General features: G+C 60.6%; 16 protein-coding genes and 1 pseudogene. 9 read left to right on the top strand and 8 right to left on the bottom strand.

All coding sequences use genetic code 11. From position 1 onward, the window contains the following. Nucleotides 1-148 precede the first annotated feature (148 nt). The gene (locus ACA068_RS22135) at nucleotides 149-646 is read left to right on the top strand and encodes a GNAT family N-acetyltransferase (RefSeq protein WP_497304778.1); all 498 of its coding nucleotides are present in this window, start codon (nucleotides 149-151) and stop codon (nucleotides 644-646) included. Nucleotides 647-780: 134 nt separating this feature from the next. Here the strand turns inward: ACA068_RS22135 and ACA068_RS22130 are convergent, their stop codons facing one another. Both ACA068_RS22130 and ACA068_RS22125 read right to left on the bottom strand, forming a co-directional pair. Further along, entirely contained in the window at nucleotides 781-1,386 is a 606-nt protein-coding gene (locus ACA068_RS22130; protein WP_497304776.1) for a pyridoxamine 5'-phosphate oxidase family protein, read from the bottom strand. A 7-nt stretch (nucleotides 1,387-1,393) separates the two neighbouring features. After that, on the bottom strand, nucleotides 1,394-1,879 hold the full coding sequence (locus ACA068_RS22125) for a GNAT family N-acetyltransferase (RefSeq protein WP_497304774.1): 486 nt from the start codon (nucleotides 1,877-1,879) through the stop codon (nucleotides 1,394-1,396). A 140-nt stretch (nucleotides 1,880-2,019) separates the two neighbouring features. Here ACA068_RS22125 and ACA068_RS22120 point away from each other — a divergent pair, with 140 nt between their 5' ends. The 4 genes from ACA068_RS22120 (at nucleotide 2,020) to ACA068_RS22105 (ending at nucleotide 4,624) form a co-directional block, all read left to right on the top strand. Beyond that, nucleotides 2,020-2,445 (top strand): YybH family protein, encoded by a 426-nt coding sequence (locus ACA068_RS22120; RefSeq protein WP_497304772.1) that lies wholly within the window; start codon nucleotides 2,020-2,022, stop codon nucleotides 2,443-2,445. A gap of 80 nt (nucleotides 2,446-2,525) precedes the next feature. Continuing rightward, entirely contained in the window at nucleotides 2,526-2,870 is a 345-nt protein-coding gene (locus ACA068_RS22115) for a YciI family protein (RefSeq protein ID WP_497304770.1), read from the top strand. Nucleotides 2,871-2,897: 27 nt separating this feature from the next. After that, on the top strand, nucleotides 2,898-3,389 hold the full coding sequence (locus ACA068_RS22110) for an SRPBCC family protein (RefSeq protein WP_497304768.1): 492 nt from the start codon (nucleotides 2,898-2,900) through the stop codon (nucleotides 3,387-3,389). After that, on the top strand, nucleotides 3,389-4,624 hold the full coding sequence (locus tag ACA068_RS22105) for an RNA polymerase sigma factor (protein ID WP_497304766.1): 1,236 nt from the start codon (nucleotides 3,389-3,391) through the stop codon (nucleotides 4,622-4,624). Before ACA068_RS22110 ends, ACA068_RS22105 begins: the two co-directional genes overlap by 1 nt. A 112-nt stretch (nucleotides 4,625-4,736) precedes the next feature. Here ACA068_RS22105 and ACA068_RS22100 read toward each other — a convergent pair whose 3' ends face one another. After that, on the bottom strand, nucleotides 4,737-5,591 hold the full coding sequence (locus ACA068_RS22100) for a LysR family transcriptional regulator (protein ID WP_497304764.1): 855 nt from the start codon (nucleotides 5,589-5,591) through the stop codon (nucleotides 4,737-4,739). Between the two features lie 90 nt (nucleotides 5,592-5,681). Here ACA068_RS22100 and ACA068_RS22095 point away from each other — a divergent pair, with 90 nt between their 5' ends. Beyond that, complete coding sequence (locus ACA068_RS22095; RefSeq protein ID WP_497304763.1) at nucleotides 5,682-6,116, top strand: multidrug/biocide efflux PACE transporter; 435 nt, start codon at nucleotides 5,682-5,684, stop codon at nucleotides 6,114-6,116. A gap of 156 nt (nucleotides 6,117-6,272) precedes the next feature. Here the strand turns inward: ACA068_RS22095 and ACA068_RS22090 are convergent, their stop codons facing one another. Then, a complete protein-coding gene (locus tag ACA068_RS22090; protein WP_497304761.1) occupies nucleotides 6,273-7,031 on the bottom strand; it encodes an SDR family NAD(P)-dependent oxidoreductase in 759 nt (252 codons plus the stop codon). A gap of 121 nt (nucleotides 7,032-7,152) precedes the next feature. On the opposite strand from ACA068_RS22090, the gene ACA068_RS22085 reads away from it, so the two are divergent. Beyond that, nucleotides 7,153-8,049, top strand: coding sequence for a LysR family transcriptional regulator (locus ACA068_RS22085; RefSeq protein WP_497304759.1), 897 nt, complete (start codon nucleotides 7,153-7,155; stop codon nucleotides 8,047-8,049). Between the two features lie 117 nt (nucleotides 8,050-8,166). On the opposite strand, the gene ACA068_RS22080 is transcribed toward ACA068_RS22085, so the two are convergent. The 4 genes from ACA068_RS22080 to ACA068_RS22065 form a co-directional block, all read right to left on the bottom strand. Continuing rightward, entirely contained in the window at nucleotides 8,167-8,889 is a 723-nt protein-coding gene (locus ACA068_RS22080; protein ID WP_046031989.1) for a TylF/MycF/NovP-related O-methyltransferase, read from the bottom strand. Further along, entirely contained in the window at nucleotides 8,886-9,752 is an 867-nt protein-coding gene (locus ACA068_RS22075) for a 2OG-Fe(II) oxygenase family protein (protein ID WP_497304757.1), read from the bottom strand. Before ACA068_RS22075 ends, ACA068_RS22080 begins: the two co-directional genes overlap by 4 nt. A gap of 249 nt (nucleotides 9,753-10,001) precedes the next feature. Further along, on the bottom strand, nucleotides 10,002-11,618 hold the full coding sequence (locus ACA068_RS22070; RefSeq protein ID WP_497304756.1) for an inorganic phosphate transporter: 1,617 nt from the start codon (nucleotides 11,616-11,618) through the stop codon (nucleotides 10,002-10,004). A gap of 283 nt (nucleotides 11,619-11,901) precedes the next feature. Further along, the gene (locus ACA068_RS22065; protein ID WP_497304754.1) at nucleotides 11,902-12,924 is read right to left on the bottom strand and encodes a transporter; all 1,023 of its coding nucleotides are present in this window, start codon (nucleotides 12,922-12,924) and stop codon (nucleotides 11,902-11,904) included. A gap of 275 nt (nucleotides 12,925-13,199) precedes the next feature. On the opposite strand from ACA068_RS22065, the pseudogene ACA068_RS22060 reads away from it, so the two are divergent. Both ACA068_RS22060 and ACA068_RS22055 read left to right on the top strand, forming a co-directional pair. Next, nucleotides 13,200-13,937, top strand: a pseudogene (locus ACA068_RS22060) (HAMP domain-containing protein); the annotation flags it as partial. A 117-nt stretch (nucleotides 13,938-14,054) separates the two neighbouring features. After that, the gene (locus ACA068_RS22055; RefSeq protein ID WP_497310646.1) at nucleotides 14,055-14,822 is read left to right on the top strand and encodes a methyl-accepting chemotaxis protein; all 768 of its coding nucleotides are present in this window, start codon (nucleotides 14,055-14,057) and stop codon (nucleotides 14,820-14,822) included. The last annotated feature ends 129 nt before the right edge of the window (nucleotides 14,823-14,951 follow it).

The raw sequence follows: 14,951 nt of genomic DNA, 5'->3' as shown, positions 1-14,951 counted from the left end.
TTATATGAAAGCTTTACGGCGCCGTCCTTGAACCCTATGCACTTCATACGAGAGGTGGATAGGGAGCGTTCGAAAGGAAGCAAGTGTTGCTAGAATCCGCGAGCGTTATCCTGTCATCTCACTCGCCCCAAGGTCGCTGCGATCCACCATGAACTCGTCGAACCCTGTTATCCGAAACGTCCTGCCTGCTGATCTGGACCGCTGCTACGCCATCGAAATCGTTGCCTACGAAGGCGACGAAGCCGCCACCCGGGAAAAAATCGCCACGCGTATCGCCACCTGGCCCGACGGTTTTATCGTGGCCGAAGTGGACGGCGTTGTAGCCGGTTTCATCAACTCCGGTGCGGCGTTTCAGGTTGAAATGTCAGACGAAGCGTTCAAGGAACTGATTGGCCACGACCCGGCCGGGCCGCACGTCGTGATCATGTCGGTGGTGGTGCACCCGGATTATCAGGGGCAGGGGCTGGCGAAGCGGTTGATGGGCGAATTCATCGAGCGCATGCGCGCGATGGGCGAGGCCAGCATCCACCTGATGTGCAAGGAGCGGCATATTGCGCTGTATGCCGGATTCGGCTTTGCCTACATCAAGCCTTCTGCCTCCGACCATGGCGGCATGGCGTGGCATGAGATGGTGTTGGAGTTGTAACCAACCTCTACCCAGCACCGAAGATCCAATGTGGGAGCGGGCTTGCTCGCGAAGGCGGAGTGTCAGTCACGAATGATGTCGTCTGACACTCCGCCTTCGCGAGCAAGCCCGCTCCCAGATTGATTTGTGTCGTGTCAGTAGAGACTGTCCCGCACCCGCTCCGGCGCTTCCCGGTCATACGTTTCGGCATCGAACTGCCCGTCGTTCAACCGCTTGTGAAACGCTCCCGCCGTCGGCAGTGCCGAGCGATCCAGATGCTTCTCGGGGTTCCACACGTCCGAACGCACCATCGCTTTCGAGCAATGGAAGTACGCCGCGTCCACCGTCACCAGCATCACCGTGCGCGCCGGTTTGCCGTTCACCGCGAAGCTCTCCAGTAACGCCGGCTCAGCGCTGATCTGCGCCGTGCCGTTGACCCGCAACGTCTCGCCGATCCCGGGAATGATGAATAGCAGCGACACCCGCGAATCGAGCACCACATTGCGCAGCGTATCGATGCGGTTGTTGCCCGGACGATCCGGGATCGCCAGGGTCTTCGGGTCGATGATCCGCACAAACCCCGGTGTGTCGCCCCGGGGCGAACCGTCCAGGCCGTCGGGGCCGACCGAGCTGATGATGACCAGCGGCGAGGCGCGGACCATTGCCTGATAGTCCTCGTTCAGAAAGGCAATCTGTTTGCGTACGGCGCGGTCGTGGGGTTGGCCGTAGATCGCTTCCAGTGCTTCGATGCTGTAGAGCATAACCACCTCAGAAAATCAGACTCATGCGCCGTTCATAACCGATCCGGCCCCTGTACGCCTCGCCGCTGTCGACCCAGCCGAATTTTGCATAGAGCGCGATGGCGGCCTCATTGTCCGCATCCACTGAGAGTTCCAGCGCCTTTATTTCCGGAAACGCCTGCCGAGCCACGTCGGGCAGGGCTTGCAGGCAGGCTTTCCCATAACCTTTGCCCTGCGCGCGGTGATCGACTTGCAACGCATGCAAGGTCGCACTGTGTTCATCGGCCCAGGCCGGCAACACGGGCGGGCGTTTGAGCAGCAGGAAGGCCACGGGAGTCTCCTCGGCCAGCAGCGCAAATCCCTTGACGCCGGGGCCGGGCTTGGACAGCAAAGTGTGCAACGCACCGTGGATGTCGCCGGAGAACTTGATCTGCTCTTTATTAACTTCGATGGCCTCGACCTGCTGGCGCTGGCGCACGTTCAGGCTTTCGTAAGGCACGAGTCGGGTTGTCACTGGAGTGTCCTTTTTCCAACAAAATAGGTGTCGGATTCTAACGAGTTTGCGTTCATGGATTATTTTTATTTCGACTGTCGATCTGGCGGTGCGCCAGACGACTAAGGGAGTCTTCACAACAAAAACCACGGAGAACCACCATGAATGCTACCCACGAAATCCAGGCCCTGATCGACACCTATCGTGAAGCGGTCATCGCCAAAAACGTCGAGAAACTCATGCCGTTGTATGCCGACGACATCGTCTCCTACGATGCGGTCAAGGCCCTGCAATTCCGCGGCAAGGCGGCTTACCGCGCGCATTGGGAAGAGTGCATGGAAATGTGCCAGGGCGCGCACAAATTCGACTTCGACCACATGAACATCGTCGCGGACGAGCACATCGCCTTCGCCCACTGGTTGGCCCATTGCGGCGGCACCAACGAGCAAGGTGAAACCCAGGCCTGCTGGATGCGCGTCACCGCCTGCTATCGGCGCGTCGACGGACAATGGCGCATCGTCCACGAACACTGGTCGGCCCCGTTCGACATGACCAGCGGCACGGCGCTGTTCAATCTGGAACCCTGATCGCCGGCTGTTTATCGGGAAGCAGCGCTAAAACGTCAATCAGCAGCCATAGTTGATCAGTTCGATCCGGGAGAGCCCACATGAAGTATCTATGCCTGGTCTACAGCAACGAGCAGGAATTGCACTCGCTGCCGGACAGCCCCCATGACGCCGAGTGCATGGCCTACGCCGAGGCGATCGAGGGCAGCGGCCGGATGATCGCGGCCGAGGCGCTGGAGTCGGTACAAACCGCGACCACGGTGCGTATGCGCAACGGCAAGCTGTCGATCACCGACGGTCCGTTCGCCGAAACCAAGGAGCAGTTGGCCGGCTTCTACCTGATCGACGCCAAGGACCTCAACGAAGCGATCCAGGTCGCCGGCAACATCCCGGCGGCCCGGGTCGGCAGCGTCGAGGTGCGTCCCGTTCGCCAATTGAATCCTTGAGTAAAAATCACAAGACAGGAGACCTGCATGAGTCCGCAACCCTATAAGCATCAGCCTGCCGAATTCGAGTTGTCCATCAGTCGGCTGATCGACGCGCCGCGCCGCAAAATCTTCCGCGCCTGGACCGAGCCGGCCCTGCTCGTTCAATGGTGGGGGCCGCACGGTATGACCACGCCGGAATGCGAAATGGACCTGTGGGTTGGCGGCCAGTTTCGCACCCTGATGCGCGCGCCGGACGGGTCTGAGTATCCGACCATGGGGGTGTTTCTGGATATCGTCGCGCCTGAGCGCCTGGTGTTCACCGACGCGTTCACTCCTGGCTGGATTCCTTCGGGTAAACCCTTCATGTCGGCCGAAGTGACCCTCGAAGACAGGGACGATAAAACCCTCTACACCGCCCGGGCCATGCACTGGTCCGAAGAAGACCGCCAGGCCCATGAGGCCATGGGGTTTTACGATGGCTGGGGACAGAGCCTCGATCGGTTGGAGACGCTGGTGACTGAAGGCATGCCGGACTGATGATTGACGCTTCGGTCACGGCTCGGGTCGAGCAGGTCTACCGCGAGGACTCGCGGCGGATTCTGGCGACGCTGATCCGTTTGCTCGGCGATTTCGACCTTGCCGAAGAGGCCTTGCACGAGGCATTTTTCGTCGCGGTCGAGCGCTGGCAGCGTGACGGCGTGCCGGACAACCCGCGCACCTGGCTGGTGTCCACCGGGCGCTTCAAGGCCATTGATGTGCTGCGTCGGCGCGCGCGTTTTGCCGCGTCCCGGCCGATGTTGATCGCTCAACTGGAGGAGCTGGAGCAGGCCGACTGGAGTGAGGAAGACGTGGAAGATGATCGCTTGCGGCTGATCTTCACCTGTTGTCACCCGGCCCTCGCGTCGGATGCCCAGGTGCCGCTCACGTTGCGCGAAGTGTGCGACCTGACCACAGAGGAAATTGCCCGCGCCTTTCTCTCGGCACCGGCAACCATCGCCCAGCGGATCGTGCGCGCCAAAGCGAAAATCCGTGACGCCAAAATCCCTTATCAAGTGCCGACGCTGGCAGAACTGCCCGAGCGTCTCGACAGTGTGCTGCGGGTGATTTACCTGGTGTTCAACGAAGGTTACTCGGCCTCTGTCGGCGCCGAACTGACCCGCGAGGACCTGACACGCGAAGCGATCCGGCTCGGGCGGTTGTTGATGGAGTTGCTGCCGGAATCGGAAGTGATGGGGCTGCTGGCGTTGATGCTGTTGCATGAATCACGACGCCCGGCCCGGACGTCGGCGAGCGGTGAGTTGATTGTGCTGGATGAACAGGACCGCTCGCTGTGGGATGCCGGGATGATTGCCGAAGGTTGCGCGCTGGTGGAAGCGGCGCTGACCACCGGAACCTTCGGGCCTTATTGCCTGCAAGCCGCGATTGCGGCGGTGCACGCCGAGGCGCCCACGGCGGGGGAGACTGACTGGCAACAGATTGTGGGGTTGTATGACGTGCTGTTGGCGGCGGTGCCTTCACCGGTCATCGAGTTGAACCGGGCGGCGGCGATCTCCAGGCGGGATGGGCCGTTGGCGGGGTTGGTGTTGGTTGACGGGATTCTGGATCGGGGTGATTTGCTGGATTACCACTTGGCGCATTCGGCAAGGGCGGATTTTTGTCGGCAGTTGGGGAGGAGTGAGGAGGCGCGGGCGGCGTATGAGCGGGCGCTGGAGTTGACGCAGCAGATGCCGGAGCGGCGGTTTATCGAGGCGCGGATCAAGGCGTTGAAGTGATGTGAATGTGCGGACCTCTTCGCGAGCAAGCCCGCTCCCACATTCAATCCGGTTGATTCAGGAGGAACTCGGTCAAATGTGGGAGCGGGCTTGCTCGCGAATGGCGGCACCGCTATTCCAGCATCTTGCCGAGCAACCAGCTCCCCGCCGGCCCCGGCGGATGCAGCCGCGACCACAAGGCATCGACAAACACCGGTTTTGGCCAGCCGCGCACGTCCAGTTCCACCAGTGACCCGGCGCCAAACCTCCCCACCAACCACCGCGGCAAGGGTGCCCAGCCAAACCCGCCCTGGGCCATTTCCAGCAGCATCAGGTAACTCGGCGCCGACCAGACGCGGCCCTTCGCGCGGCTTTCATACGGATTGACGATCGTCGCCAGGCGCAATTCCCGGTGCAGTTGCAACACGTCCTGATTGAGGTTACTCAGCGCCGCCAACGGATGCTCGCGGGACACGAACAGGGCAATTTCCGTGCGTTCCTCCACGGTCGAGCTGACCAGGTCCGGCGGGTAGCTGTCTTGTTTTTCCGCAAAGGCCACATGCGCCCGACCGCTCTGCACCAGCGCCATCAGGTCGTCGCATTCGGCGATCAGGCATTCGAGTTCTAGGTCCGGATACCGCTGCTCGAACGCACTGAGCGCCGCTTCGAAACGGTCGGACTGATAGGTGTCGGAAATCGCCACCGTCAGCTTCGGTTCAACCCCTTGAGAGAGTTGGCTGGCGGTCATTTCCAGGCGGCTGGTGGCGGCCAGGATCTCCTCGGCCCGTTGCAGCATCACGTGCCCGGCCGGGGTCAGGCTCGGTTTGCGGCTGCTGCGGTCGAAGAGCGTCAGGTTCAGATCGATTTCCAGGCTGGCCACCGCGGCACTGATGGTCGACTGACTGCGCCCCAGTTTGCGCGCCGCCGCAGAAAACGAACCCTGCGTCGCCGCCTGGACAAACGCCTGCAACACTTCCTGAGATGCCATGAACTATCGCCTTGATCGATGGTTATTGGTTATGAAGTATCGGCGCGAGGCTGGATCATGGCAACCACAGTCACTCAGGGAGCCCTGATCATGAGCGCCAACAAATCCATCACTGAACGTATTTTCCAGGCCATCGGTTTCGAGGTGTTGGCCATTTTGATCTGTACGCCGCTACTGGCGTGGATCATGGACAAACCGATGCTCGAGATGGGCGTCGTCACGTTGGTCATCGCCGCCCTGGCGCTGGCCTGGAACGTGGTCTTCAACGGGTTGTTCGACCGTTTGCTCAAACGCTACGGCGTCGTGCACAACGCTTGGGTACGGGTTGTCCATGCGCTGTTGTTCGAAGGCGGGCTGGTGGCGATGGGGGTGCCGCTGATTGCCTGGTGGCTGAACGTCAGCCTGTGGCAGGCGTTCGTGCTGGATATCGGCGTGTTGCTGTTTTTCCTGCCGTACACCTACGTTTATCACTGGGCGTATGACGTGGTGCGTGAGCGCATGTTGATGGTGTCTACTGCTCGCTAATCCAGAGTGAACCGTTTTTGTGGCGAGGGAGCTTGTCGGATCGCCGCACCGTCCCGCTCGAGTGCGGAGCGCTCGCAAAATCTTCGACAGTTACCGAGATTTTGGGGCTGCTTCGCAACCCAGCGGAAGCAAGCTCCCTCACCACAGGTTTAGGGGTTACAGGAACATTCCGCCGGACGCTTCCACGCGCTGGCCGTTGATCCACTGGCTGCCCGGCGCCAGCAGTAAAGCAATCGCAGCACCGATGTCATCCGGCTGACCCACCCGACCCAACGCGGTATTGCTGGCGACGTAGCTGTTCACGTCGCTGTTATCGCGCACGGTGCCGCCGCCGAAATCGGTTTCGATGGCGCCCGGTGCCAGGGTGTTCACGGAAATGCCGCGGGCACCGAGTTCCTTGGCCTGGTAGCGGGTCAGCACTTCCATCGCGCCTTTCATCGCTGCGTAAGCGCCGTAACCCGGCAAGCTGAAACGGGTCAGACCGCTGGACACGTTGAGGATGCGCCCACCGTCCGCCATCAGCGGCAGCAGGTGCTGGGTGAGGAAGAATGGCCCTTTCAGGTGGATGTTCATCAGTAAATCGAACTGGGCGACAGTGGTGTCAACGAAGTTTGCATTCAGGCCGATACCGGCGTTGTTGAGCAAGAAGTCGAAGTGCTGGCGATCAAACCGGCTGCGCAACACATCGGCGACCTGGGTGGCAAACGCTTCGAAGCGATCGCTTTGGCTCACATCGAGTTGCAGCATCACCGCCCGAGCGCCGAGGCTTTCGATTTCGGCGACCAGGGCCTGCGCCTCATCGGCCTTGCTGTTGTAGGTGCCGATAATGTCAACGCCTTGGGCGGCCAGATGCAGGGCTGCGTTTTTGCCAAGGCCGCGGCTGGCGCCAGTGATCAGTGCGATTTTAGTGTTCATGGGGCTTGCTCCAGAGCAGTGAGTGACGGTGTGGAGGAAGTTTATTTATCCGCCCTGAAGTGATAAACAGGATGAAATCGGAATCACTGGTCGGTTAATCCGAACAATACAGGGGCGGCTCATGAACAAGCTGGAACTGCTGCGCACCTTCGTTCGCGTCAGCGAAATGTCGAGTTTTACCTTGGCGGGCGAGAGCCTGGGTCTGCCCCGATCCACGGTGTCCGAGCATGTTCAGGCATTGGAAGCGCTGTTGGGGGCACGCTTGCTTCAACGCACTACACGCCGGGTTCAAGCCACTCAGGACGGCCTGGTGCTGTACGAACGCAGCAAGGATTTGCTGTCACACATGGACGACATCGAAGGCCTGTTTCGCCAGGACCCGGCGTCACTGGTCGGACGCATTCGCATCGACATGCCGAACTCTCTGGCCCGCCAGGTGGTGATGCCGCAGCTGCCGGACTTCATGGCGCGCCACCCCAGCCTCGAACTGGAAATCAGCACCACTGACCGGCGAGTGGATCTGCTTCGGGAGGGCTTTGATTGCGTGTTGCGGGTAGGGTCGCAGCCGGACCAGTCGGTGGTCGCTCGCCGCGTGTGTGATTTCGCCATGGTCAACTGCGCGAGCCCGGCGTATCTGCAGCGCTACGGGATTCCCGAAACGCTCGAAGACCTGGCGCAGCACCGGATGGTGCATTACGTCGGCGTATTGGGGTCGCGGTCGGACGGGTTTTTGTACGAGGTCGAGGGCAAGCCGCAGCAACTGCCGATGGCGGGCAGCGTCACGGTCAACAGCACCGATGCTTATGAGCTGGCGTGTCTGGGGGGATTCGGTTTGATTCAGGCGCCGGTCAAGGGCATGCAATCGCACTTGAGCCGCGGTGATCTGGTGGCGGTGTTACCGCAGTTCAGTGCACCGTCGATGGAGGTCTCGCTGCTCTACGCCCGGCAACGGCATTTGCCGCTGCGGGTGCGAGCGTTCATGGACTGGCTGGCCAATGTCATCCAGTCCACAACCTGAAGAAGTACTCGGTCAACTGTGGGAGCGGGCTTGCTCGCGAAGGCGGCGTGTCAGTCAACTCATCTGTTGAATGTGAATCCGTCTTCGCGAGCAAGCCCGCTCCCACAGGGTTTTGTGTCAGACGTGGAAATAACCTACGCAGCTATCAAACGGCAGGCGTTTGAGCTCGATCTTGTTCAGGTCCAGCACTTCACGCAGGGCTTTGGTTTCGCCCGGGAAGTTGCGGTAGGCCACTTCGTCCAGGACCACGATGGCGCCTTTTGGCATGTACGGCAGGAAGGTTTCCAGCGCGACTTTGGTCGACTCGTACAGGTCGGTGTCGAGGATCAGCATGGCCACGACCAGGTCCGGACGGGTCTTGACCCACTCTGGCACGGTCTTGACGATGTCGCCTTTGACCAGTTCGCAACGCGGGATGCGGTTGACCGGGCGCAGCAGGTCGTTGGCGTCGATCATGTCCTGGATCAGCGACTGGTCGGTGTCGGAGAACATGGTCTCGTTGACGTCGGCCGGGTCTTCTTTTTTGTCGATGCTCTGGAAACCTTCGAACGTGTCGAAGCCCACGATCGAACGGTTGATCGCGTAAGGCTCGAGAATCATCGACAAGTGCATGTACAGCATCAGCGAGTTGCCCTTGTACACGCCGCACTCGATGATCGCGCCCGGTACTTCAGCGACTTTCTTGAACAGTTCCATGCGCGACAGCGCAGCGGTCACGCCGATGCGGTTGGCGAAGACGAACGGTGCGTCGGCCACGTACTCGGCATCGACCCTTTTCAGAACGTTGGCACGGGTTTCGTTGTACTGGGCCTCGGCAGGCGTGATGCGACGCTTGGTCATTGCTGGATTCCTTGGAAATTCGAGAAGTCGTGGGCGTGGAAATAGTCTTTGAAACCGGCGCCGACATCAGGGCAGGCGCTGTCGACGTTGATCGCGCCGCGCTTGTGCTTGAGGTCGTCGAGGTGCATCAGGCGGAAGTCCACACTGAAGCGGGTTTGATTGGTGTGGTTGGCGACCGTGCCGTGCAGGTGTGAGCCGGAGAAAATCAGCATCTCACCGGTGTTGCCGGCGATGCGCACTTCCGACGCGGTGTTGATCGCTTCCATCGGCACCGGGTGCACGCGGACTTCCTCTTTGAGGTTGTCCTTGGCCTTGTGCCGCTGGTTGCTGATCCAGTCGTTGAGGCTCCATTCGCTGGAGGTGTTCTTCACCGGCACGTCGAAGTAACCGGCGTTGATCATCATGGTCTGGTCGGGGCTGATGGTGTGCACCGGCATCCAGGTGTTGATCTGGCAATCGACGCTGCCGTACCACGTGTCGCGATGCGGTTTGTAGGCATAGCTGACACCGGCGTGCAGATAGTCATAGTTCGGCACCACGCGAATGCGCGGCACGTCGAAAATGTATTCGTGCGGGTCGACGCCGATCTCGTCGATAAACGACAGGATCAGGTCCTTGGCGCGCTGGCTGTTGGTGAATTGGCCCTTGAGGCGTGTCACCAGAACCACGAATTCTTCCACCGGCATCAGCGTGTGCAGGGCCTTGTGGTTGGTCTCACCGTCGAAGGCGGCGGTGATGCTTTCCTGGGCGAACTCACACAGCTCTTTGGCCGCACGCAGTTGAGTGTTCAGGAAAATGTCGCCGGCGTAGATGGCTTCTTTGAAGTCAGCTTTGTGTTGAAGCTGATTGATGTACAGATTCACGATTCCACTCCTGAATGCATCGAGTCTCTTAAGAGTCGGCCACACGTTAGCAAACTGAAGTGCAATCCGGCGGGTGGTGGATCAATAAAAACGCAAACACCTGAATTTGCGACGAAATGCGTTGTCCCGCGCAAAAAAATCCCTGTAGGAGCGAGGCTTGTCCGAGAAGGCGGTGTGTCATTCAACGATATTGTCGACTGACACACCGCCTTCGCGGGCAAGCCTCGCTCCTACAGGGGTATGTGTTGACTAGAAAAGTTGGGTAAACAGCCAGTACAAACTGCCCGACAACAGAATCGCCGCCGGCAAGGTCAGCACCCAGGCCATCAGCAGGTTGCGGATGGTCTTCATCTGCAAGCCGCCGCCGTTGGCGACCATGCTCCCGGCCACGCCCGAGGACAACACGTGAGTGGTCGACACCGGCAAGCCGAACATGTCCGCTGCGCCGATGGTCAGCATGGCCACGGTTTCGGCCGAGGCGCCCTGGGCGTAGGTCAGGTGGGTCTTGCCGATTTTTTCGCCAACGGTCACCACGATGCGCTTCCAGCCGACCATGGTGCCCAGCCCGAGCGCAATCGCCACGGCGATCTTCACCCACAGCGGAATGAAGCGCGTCGAGTTATCGATCTGTTGCTTGAACAGTTGCAGTTTGCCGGTGGTGTCGGCGTCGAAGTTACCGACCTTGTTTTTGTCCATCAGGCGAATGGTTTCGCTGGTCAGGTACATGTCGTTACGCACGTTGCCCACGGCCTCGGCCGGTACTTTGGACAGCGATCCGTAACCCTTGACCTGCGCGCCGATGCTGCCAGTCAGGGCGGCGAGGGCCGGGATCAGTTGCGGCGTGGCTTCCTTGCTGCGCACGTATTCGGAGAGCACCGGACGCGGATCGGCCGGGGCCGGCATCGGCGCGCTTTTCACCAGCGCTTGCTGGGTGACTTCGGCGACGGCGGCGAACTGCAGCGCCTGGTCGGCCGGCATGGTGCGGTTCAGCGCATAGGCCATCGGCAGCGTGCCGACCAGAATCAGCATGATCAGGCCCATGCCTTTCTGGCCGTCGTTGGAACCGTGGGCGAACGAGACGCCGGTGCAGGTCACGATCAACATGCCGCGAATCCACCACGGCGGTGGCGTGTTGCCAACCGGCGCCTTGTACAGCGCGCGATTCTTGACGAACGCACGCAAGGCCAGCAGCAACAGCGCGGCAAAGCCGAAGCCGACCAGCGGCGATAACAGCAACGCGTACCCGATCTTGGTCGCCTGTGCCCAGTCCACGCCGCTGGTGCCGTCGTGGCCGTGCATCAGGGCATTGGCCACGCCGACGCCGATGATCGAACCGATCAAGGTGTGCGACGACGAGGCCGGCAAGCCCAGCCACCAGGTGCCGAGGTTCCACAGGATCGCCGCTATCAACAGGGCGAAGATCATCGCGAAACCGGCGGATGACCCGACCTGCAGAATCAGCTCTACGGGCAGCAGGGCGATGATGCCGAACGCCACCGCGCCACTCGACAGCAGCACTCCGAGGAAGTTGAAGAACCCGGACCACGCCACCGCAAAGTTCGGCGGCATCGAGTTGGTGTAAATCACCGTGGCCACGGCGTTGGCGGTGTCGTGGAAACCGTTGACGAATTCAAAACCCAGTGCGATCAACAGCGCCACGCCCAACAGCAGAAACGGCGTCCAGGTGGTGACCACCGTGCCGAGTTCGTTCATGTCGTGCATCAGGCTGTAAGCGGTGAACAACAGCCCGCTGGCCAGCACCCCGAAAAACACCACGAGGGTGAACAGGCTGGGTTTTTTATCGAGCTGCGGTTTGGCGCTACTGGCGGGAGCCTGGGTTTTGGCGGTGTAGGAAGGCGTGGCCATGGTGGACAATCCTGAGGAAGGAAGGAGTGTCCGTCATGATCGTTGCCAAATGTTACAGAGGAACTGCCTTGGATCAGGGTTTGGGGTTTTTGCATTCGCGTTAATCAGAATTTACCCCGGGTTTGAGGCAGGGCACGACTGTGGCGAGGGAGCTTGCTCCCGCTCGACTGCGAAGCAGTCGCAAAACCTGCTGGCAGGGTGTGGCTGGAAGAATGCCGGGGCCGCTGCGCGACCCAACGGGAGCAAGCTCCCTCGCCACAGGGGGGCGAGGGTGTCCCGAAAATTAGTAATCCTGGCGCTTTCGAAACGCCCAACGCCCCGCAATCACGGTAAACGTCGCGACCAGCGCTACCAGAATCCAGAACCCCTCCGGATCCCCCGACAATGGCACCCCACCCACGTTCATGCCAAAAAAACCGGCAATGATGTTGATCGGCAGCGCCAGCACCGTCACCACGGTCAGGGTGAACAGCGTGCGGTTGCTCTGCTCGTTCAGGTTGGCCGCGATCTCTTCCTGCAACAGTTTGATCCGCTCGCCGAGCGCCGTGAGGTCGTTGATGATCAGCGCAAACTCCTCGGTGGACTTGCGCAGCTCCTTGACGTCATCCTTCTGCAACCAGGGCGGCGGCCGGTTGAGCAACCGCAATAACGAGCCCGGCTCCAGCGCCAGCAAGCGTTGCAGACGCACCAGCACCCGGCGATTGGCACCCAGTTCTGCTCGGTTGCTCGACAGTCGCGAAGACAGCAACTCATCTTCGATGTGATCGACACTGAGGCTGGTCTTGCGCACGATCTGGGTCAGCACCTCGCCCTGATCGCGCAGCAAATGCACGAGCAATTCCAGCGGTGAGCGAAAGCACTCACCGGCCTTTACTGACGAGCGCAGCTTGTCCACCGAGTGCAGCGGTTGCAGGCGCGCGCTGATGATCAGCCGGCTGCGGGCGCACACCCACAACGTCGATACATCCGACGACACCATGCTGCTGAGGTTGAACACCACGTCGTTGACCACCGCGAGCAACGCCGAATCCACATGTTCGATGCGGGTGGATCGCGAGCCTTCGTGCAAGGCTTCGAAAAACTCGTCCGGCAGTTCCAGATGGCTTTTCATCCAGCGCTCGCACGCCGCATGCGCGAGGTTCAGGTGCAGCCACAAGAATTCGTCGCTCTCGTCCGGCTGTTGCAGGCATTGCAACGCCTTGGCCGAATCAATCTCCCGGCCACGCTCGCCGGGGCGAAAACTGAAACCGTAGAGCAGACCGAACAAGTCCGGATCGCGATGGCTTTGGTCGATGCTGTGGTTCATGAGGGCTCGCAAGGGGAGGCGCCTGTCGCGGGTTTCACAGGTTCACTTGAGCCGCATCATCGCAAGCCCGGATGACGGTTGTGTGACGGAAAAATAACCGCAAACGATTGCATTACCGGTGGTCGGAATTGATTCAAGAACCGCTCTGGCATGCCGATCCCGCTTAAGTTACCTTGCGCGGCTTCGGCCATGAGCCAAGTTTCAGACAGGGATGTCCGCACACCTTTCACGCTGTGTTTGCTGCGTGTCTCACCCCCTGTCATGAGTATCACTCGATGCTGCAAAAATCCCTGAGAGCACAAATCCTCGCCTTGTTGAGCGGCAGCCTGCTGGCCATGCTGTTGATCGCCCTGGCTTGCTTTCACTTTCTGTCCAACGGCGTTCAGAACTACGCGAACCTGATCGAAGGCCCGTTGCGCACCTCGCAGTTGATCGACGAAGCCAACCTGCAATTCAAGGTGCAGGTTCAGGAATGGAAAAACGTCCTGCTGCGTGGCAAGCAACCGGCCGACCTGGACAAATACTGGAAGCAGTTCGAAGACCGTCAGCGCGATGTACAGGGCATTCTCGGCGAACTGGCCGCACAGAAGGGCATCGAGCCACAACTCAAGACCCGCATCGAACGCCTGCGTGACGAACACCGTTTGCTGGGTGCTGCCTATCAAAAGGGCCGTGATGCCTATGTGGCGGCCGGTGCCGACCCAACGGCTGGCGACGCTGCGGTCAAGGGTGTCGACCGTGCCGCCAGCGAACAGATGACCGAGTTGGTCAGCGAATTGCGCAAGCAGGGGACCGAGCAATCGAAGCAGATCAGCGCCGAAGCCGATCGCACCGTGTTGCTGGGGCTCATTGTGATGCTCGTCTCGGGGCTGCTGATCGGGCTGTTGAGCCTGTGGCTGGTCAACCGCTACCTGGTTGAACCGATCCGCAAACTGATCGACTACGTAGCGCAACTCAGCCAGGGCAAGTTTGCCGACCGTGTGGCCAGCACCCGTCAGGATGAGCTGGGCAAGTTGGCGGTCGCGGCCAACACCTTGCGTGATTTCCTCGCCGAAACGTTCAGCCGTTTGCAGCGCAGCGCCAAGGACCTGGACAGCGCCAGCGGTGAATTGAATTCGATCGCCGGCCTCATGGCCAGTGGCACCAACGAGCAGTTCAATCGCACCGATCAGGTGGCCACGGCGATGACCGAAATGTCGGCCACCGCACAGGAAGTCGCCCGTCACGCCGCCGATGCGGCACGTGCCGCCGACGATGCCGACCAGTCCGCCCAGCAAGGCGAAAAAGTCATGCAGGGCACCATCCACACCATCACCCGGATGCGCGGCGAAATTGCCAATACCGCGACGGTCATCCGCCAGCTGGAAACCGACAGCGGACGCATCGGCAAGGTGCTCGAAGTGATTCGCGGCATCGCCGAACAAACCAACCTGCTGGCGCTTAACGCGGCAATCGAAGCGGCCCGTGCCGGTGAAGCCGGGCGCGGTTTTGCGGTGGTCGCCGATGAAGTGCGCAGCCTTGCCCAGCGCACGGCGGCGTCGATCATCGAGATCAACCAGATCATCCAGACCGTGCAAACCGGTGCGGTGGACGCGGCCCAGGCAATTGAAAGCGGTCAGTCGCGCAGTGAAGAAAGTGTTGAGCAAGTGACCCAGGCCGGCGCCATGCTGGAGCGGATCACCCACGCCGTAGAGGCCATCCGCGACATGAACCGCCAGATCGCCACCGCCGCCGAAGAGCAGACCTCAGTGGCCGAGGACATTTCACGCAACCTGACTGAAATCACCAGCATCGCCAGCACCAACCTGGACAACGTGCAGCGAACTGAAGCGGCTGGCCGTAATTTGCACGGGTTGTCGGGGCAGTTGAATGAAGTGACGGCGCGTCTGAGCGCGTAATGGAAATGGTTGTGTAGCGGTTTGCTTGCGCAGTCGTTACACCGTCGATTCCAAGTCCGCTCCATGGGACTGCGCAAGCTTCACTGTCTGAAGCCGACAGGCAAAAAAAAGCCGCACGATCCGAAGATC

The sequence above is a fragment of the Pseudomonas sp. LBUM1660 genome, from assembly GCF_059695935.1.
The sequence above is the reverse complement of the archived record's forward strand: the minus strand, read 5'-3'. Positions and strand labels throughout refer to the sequence as shown.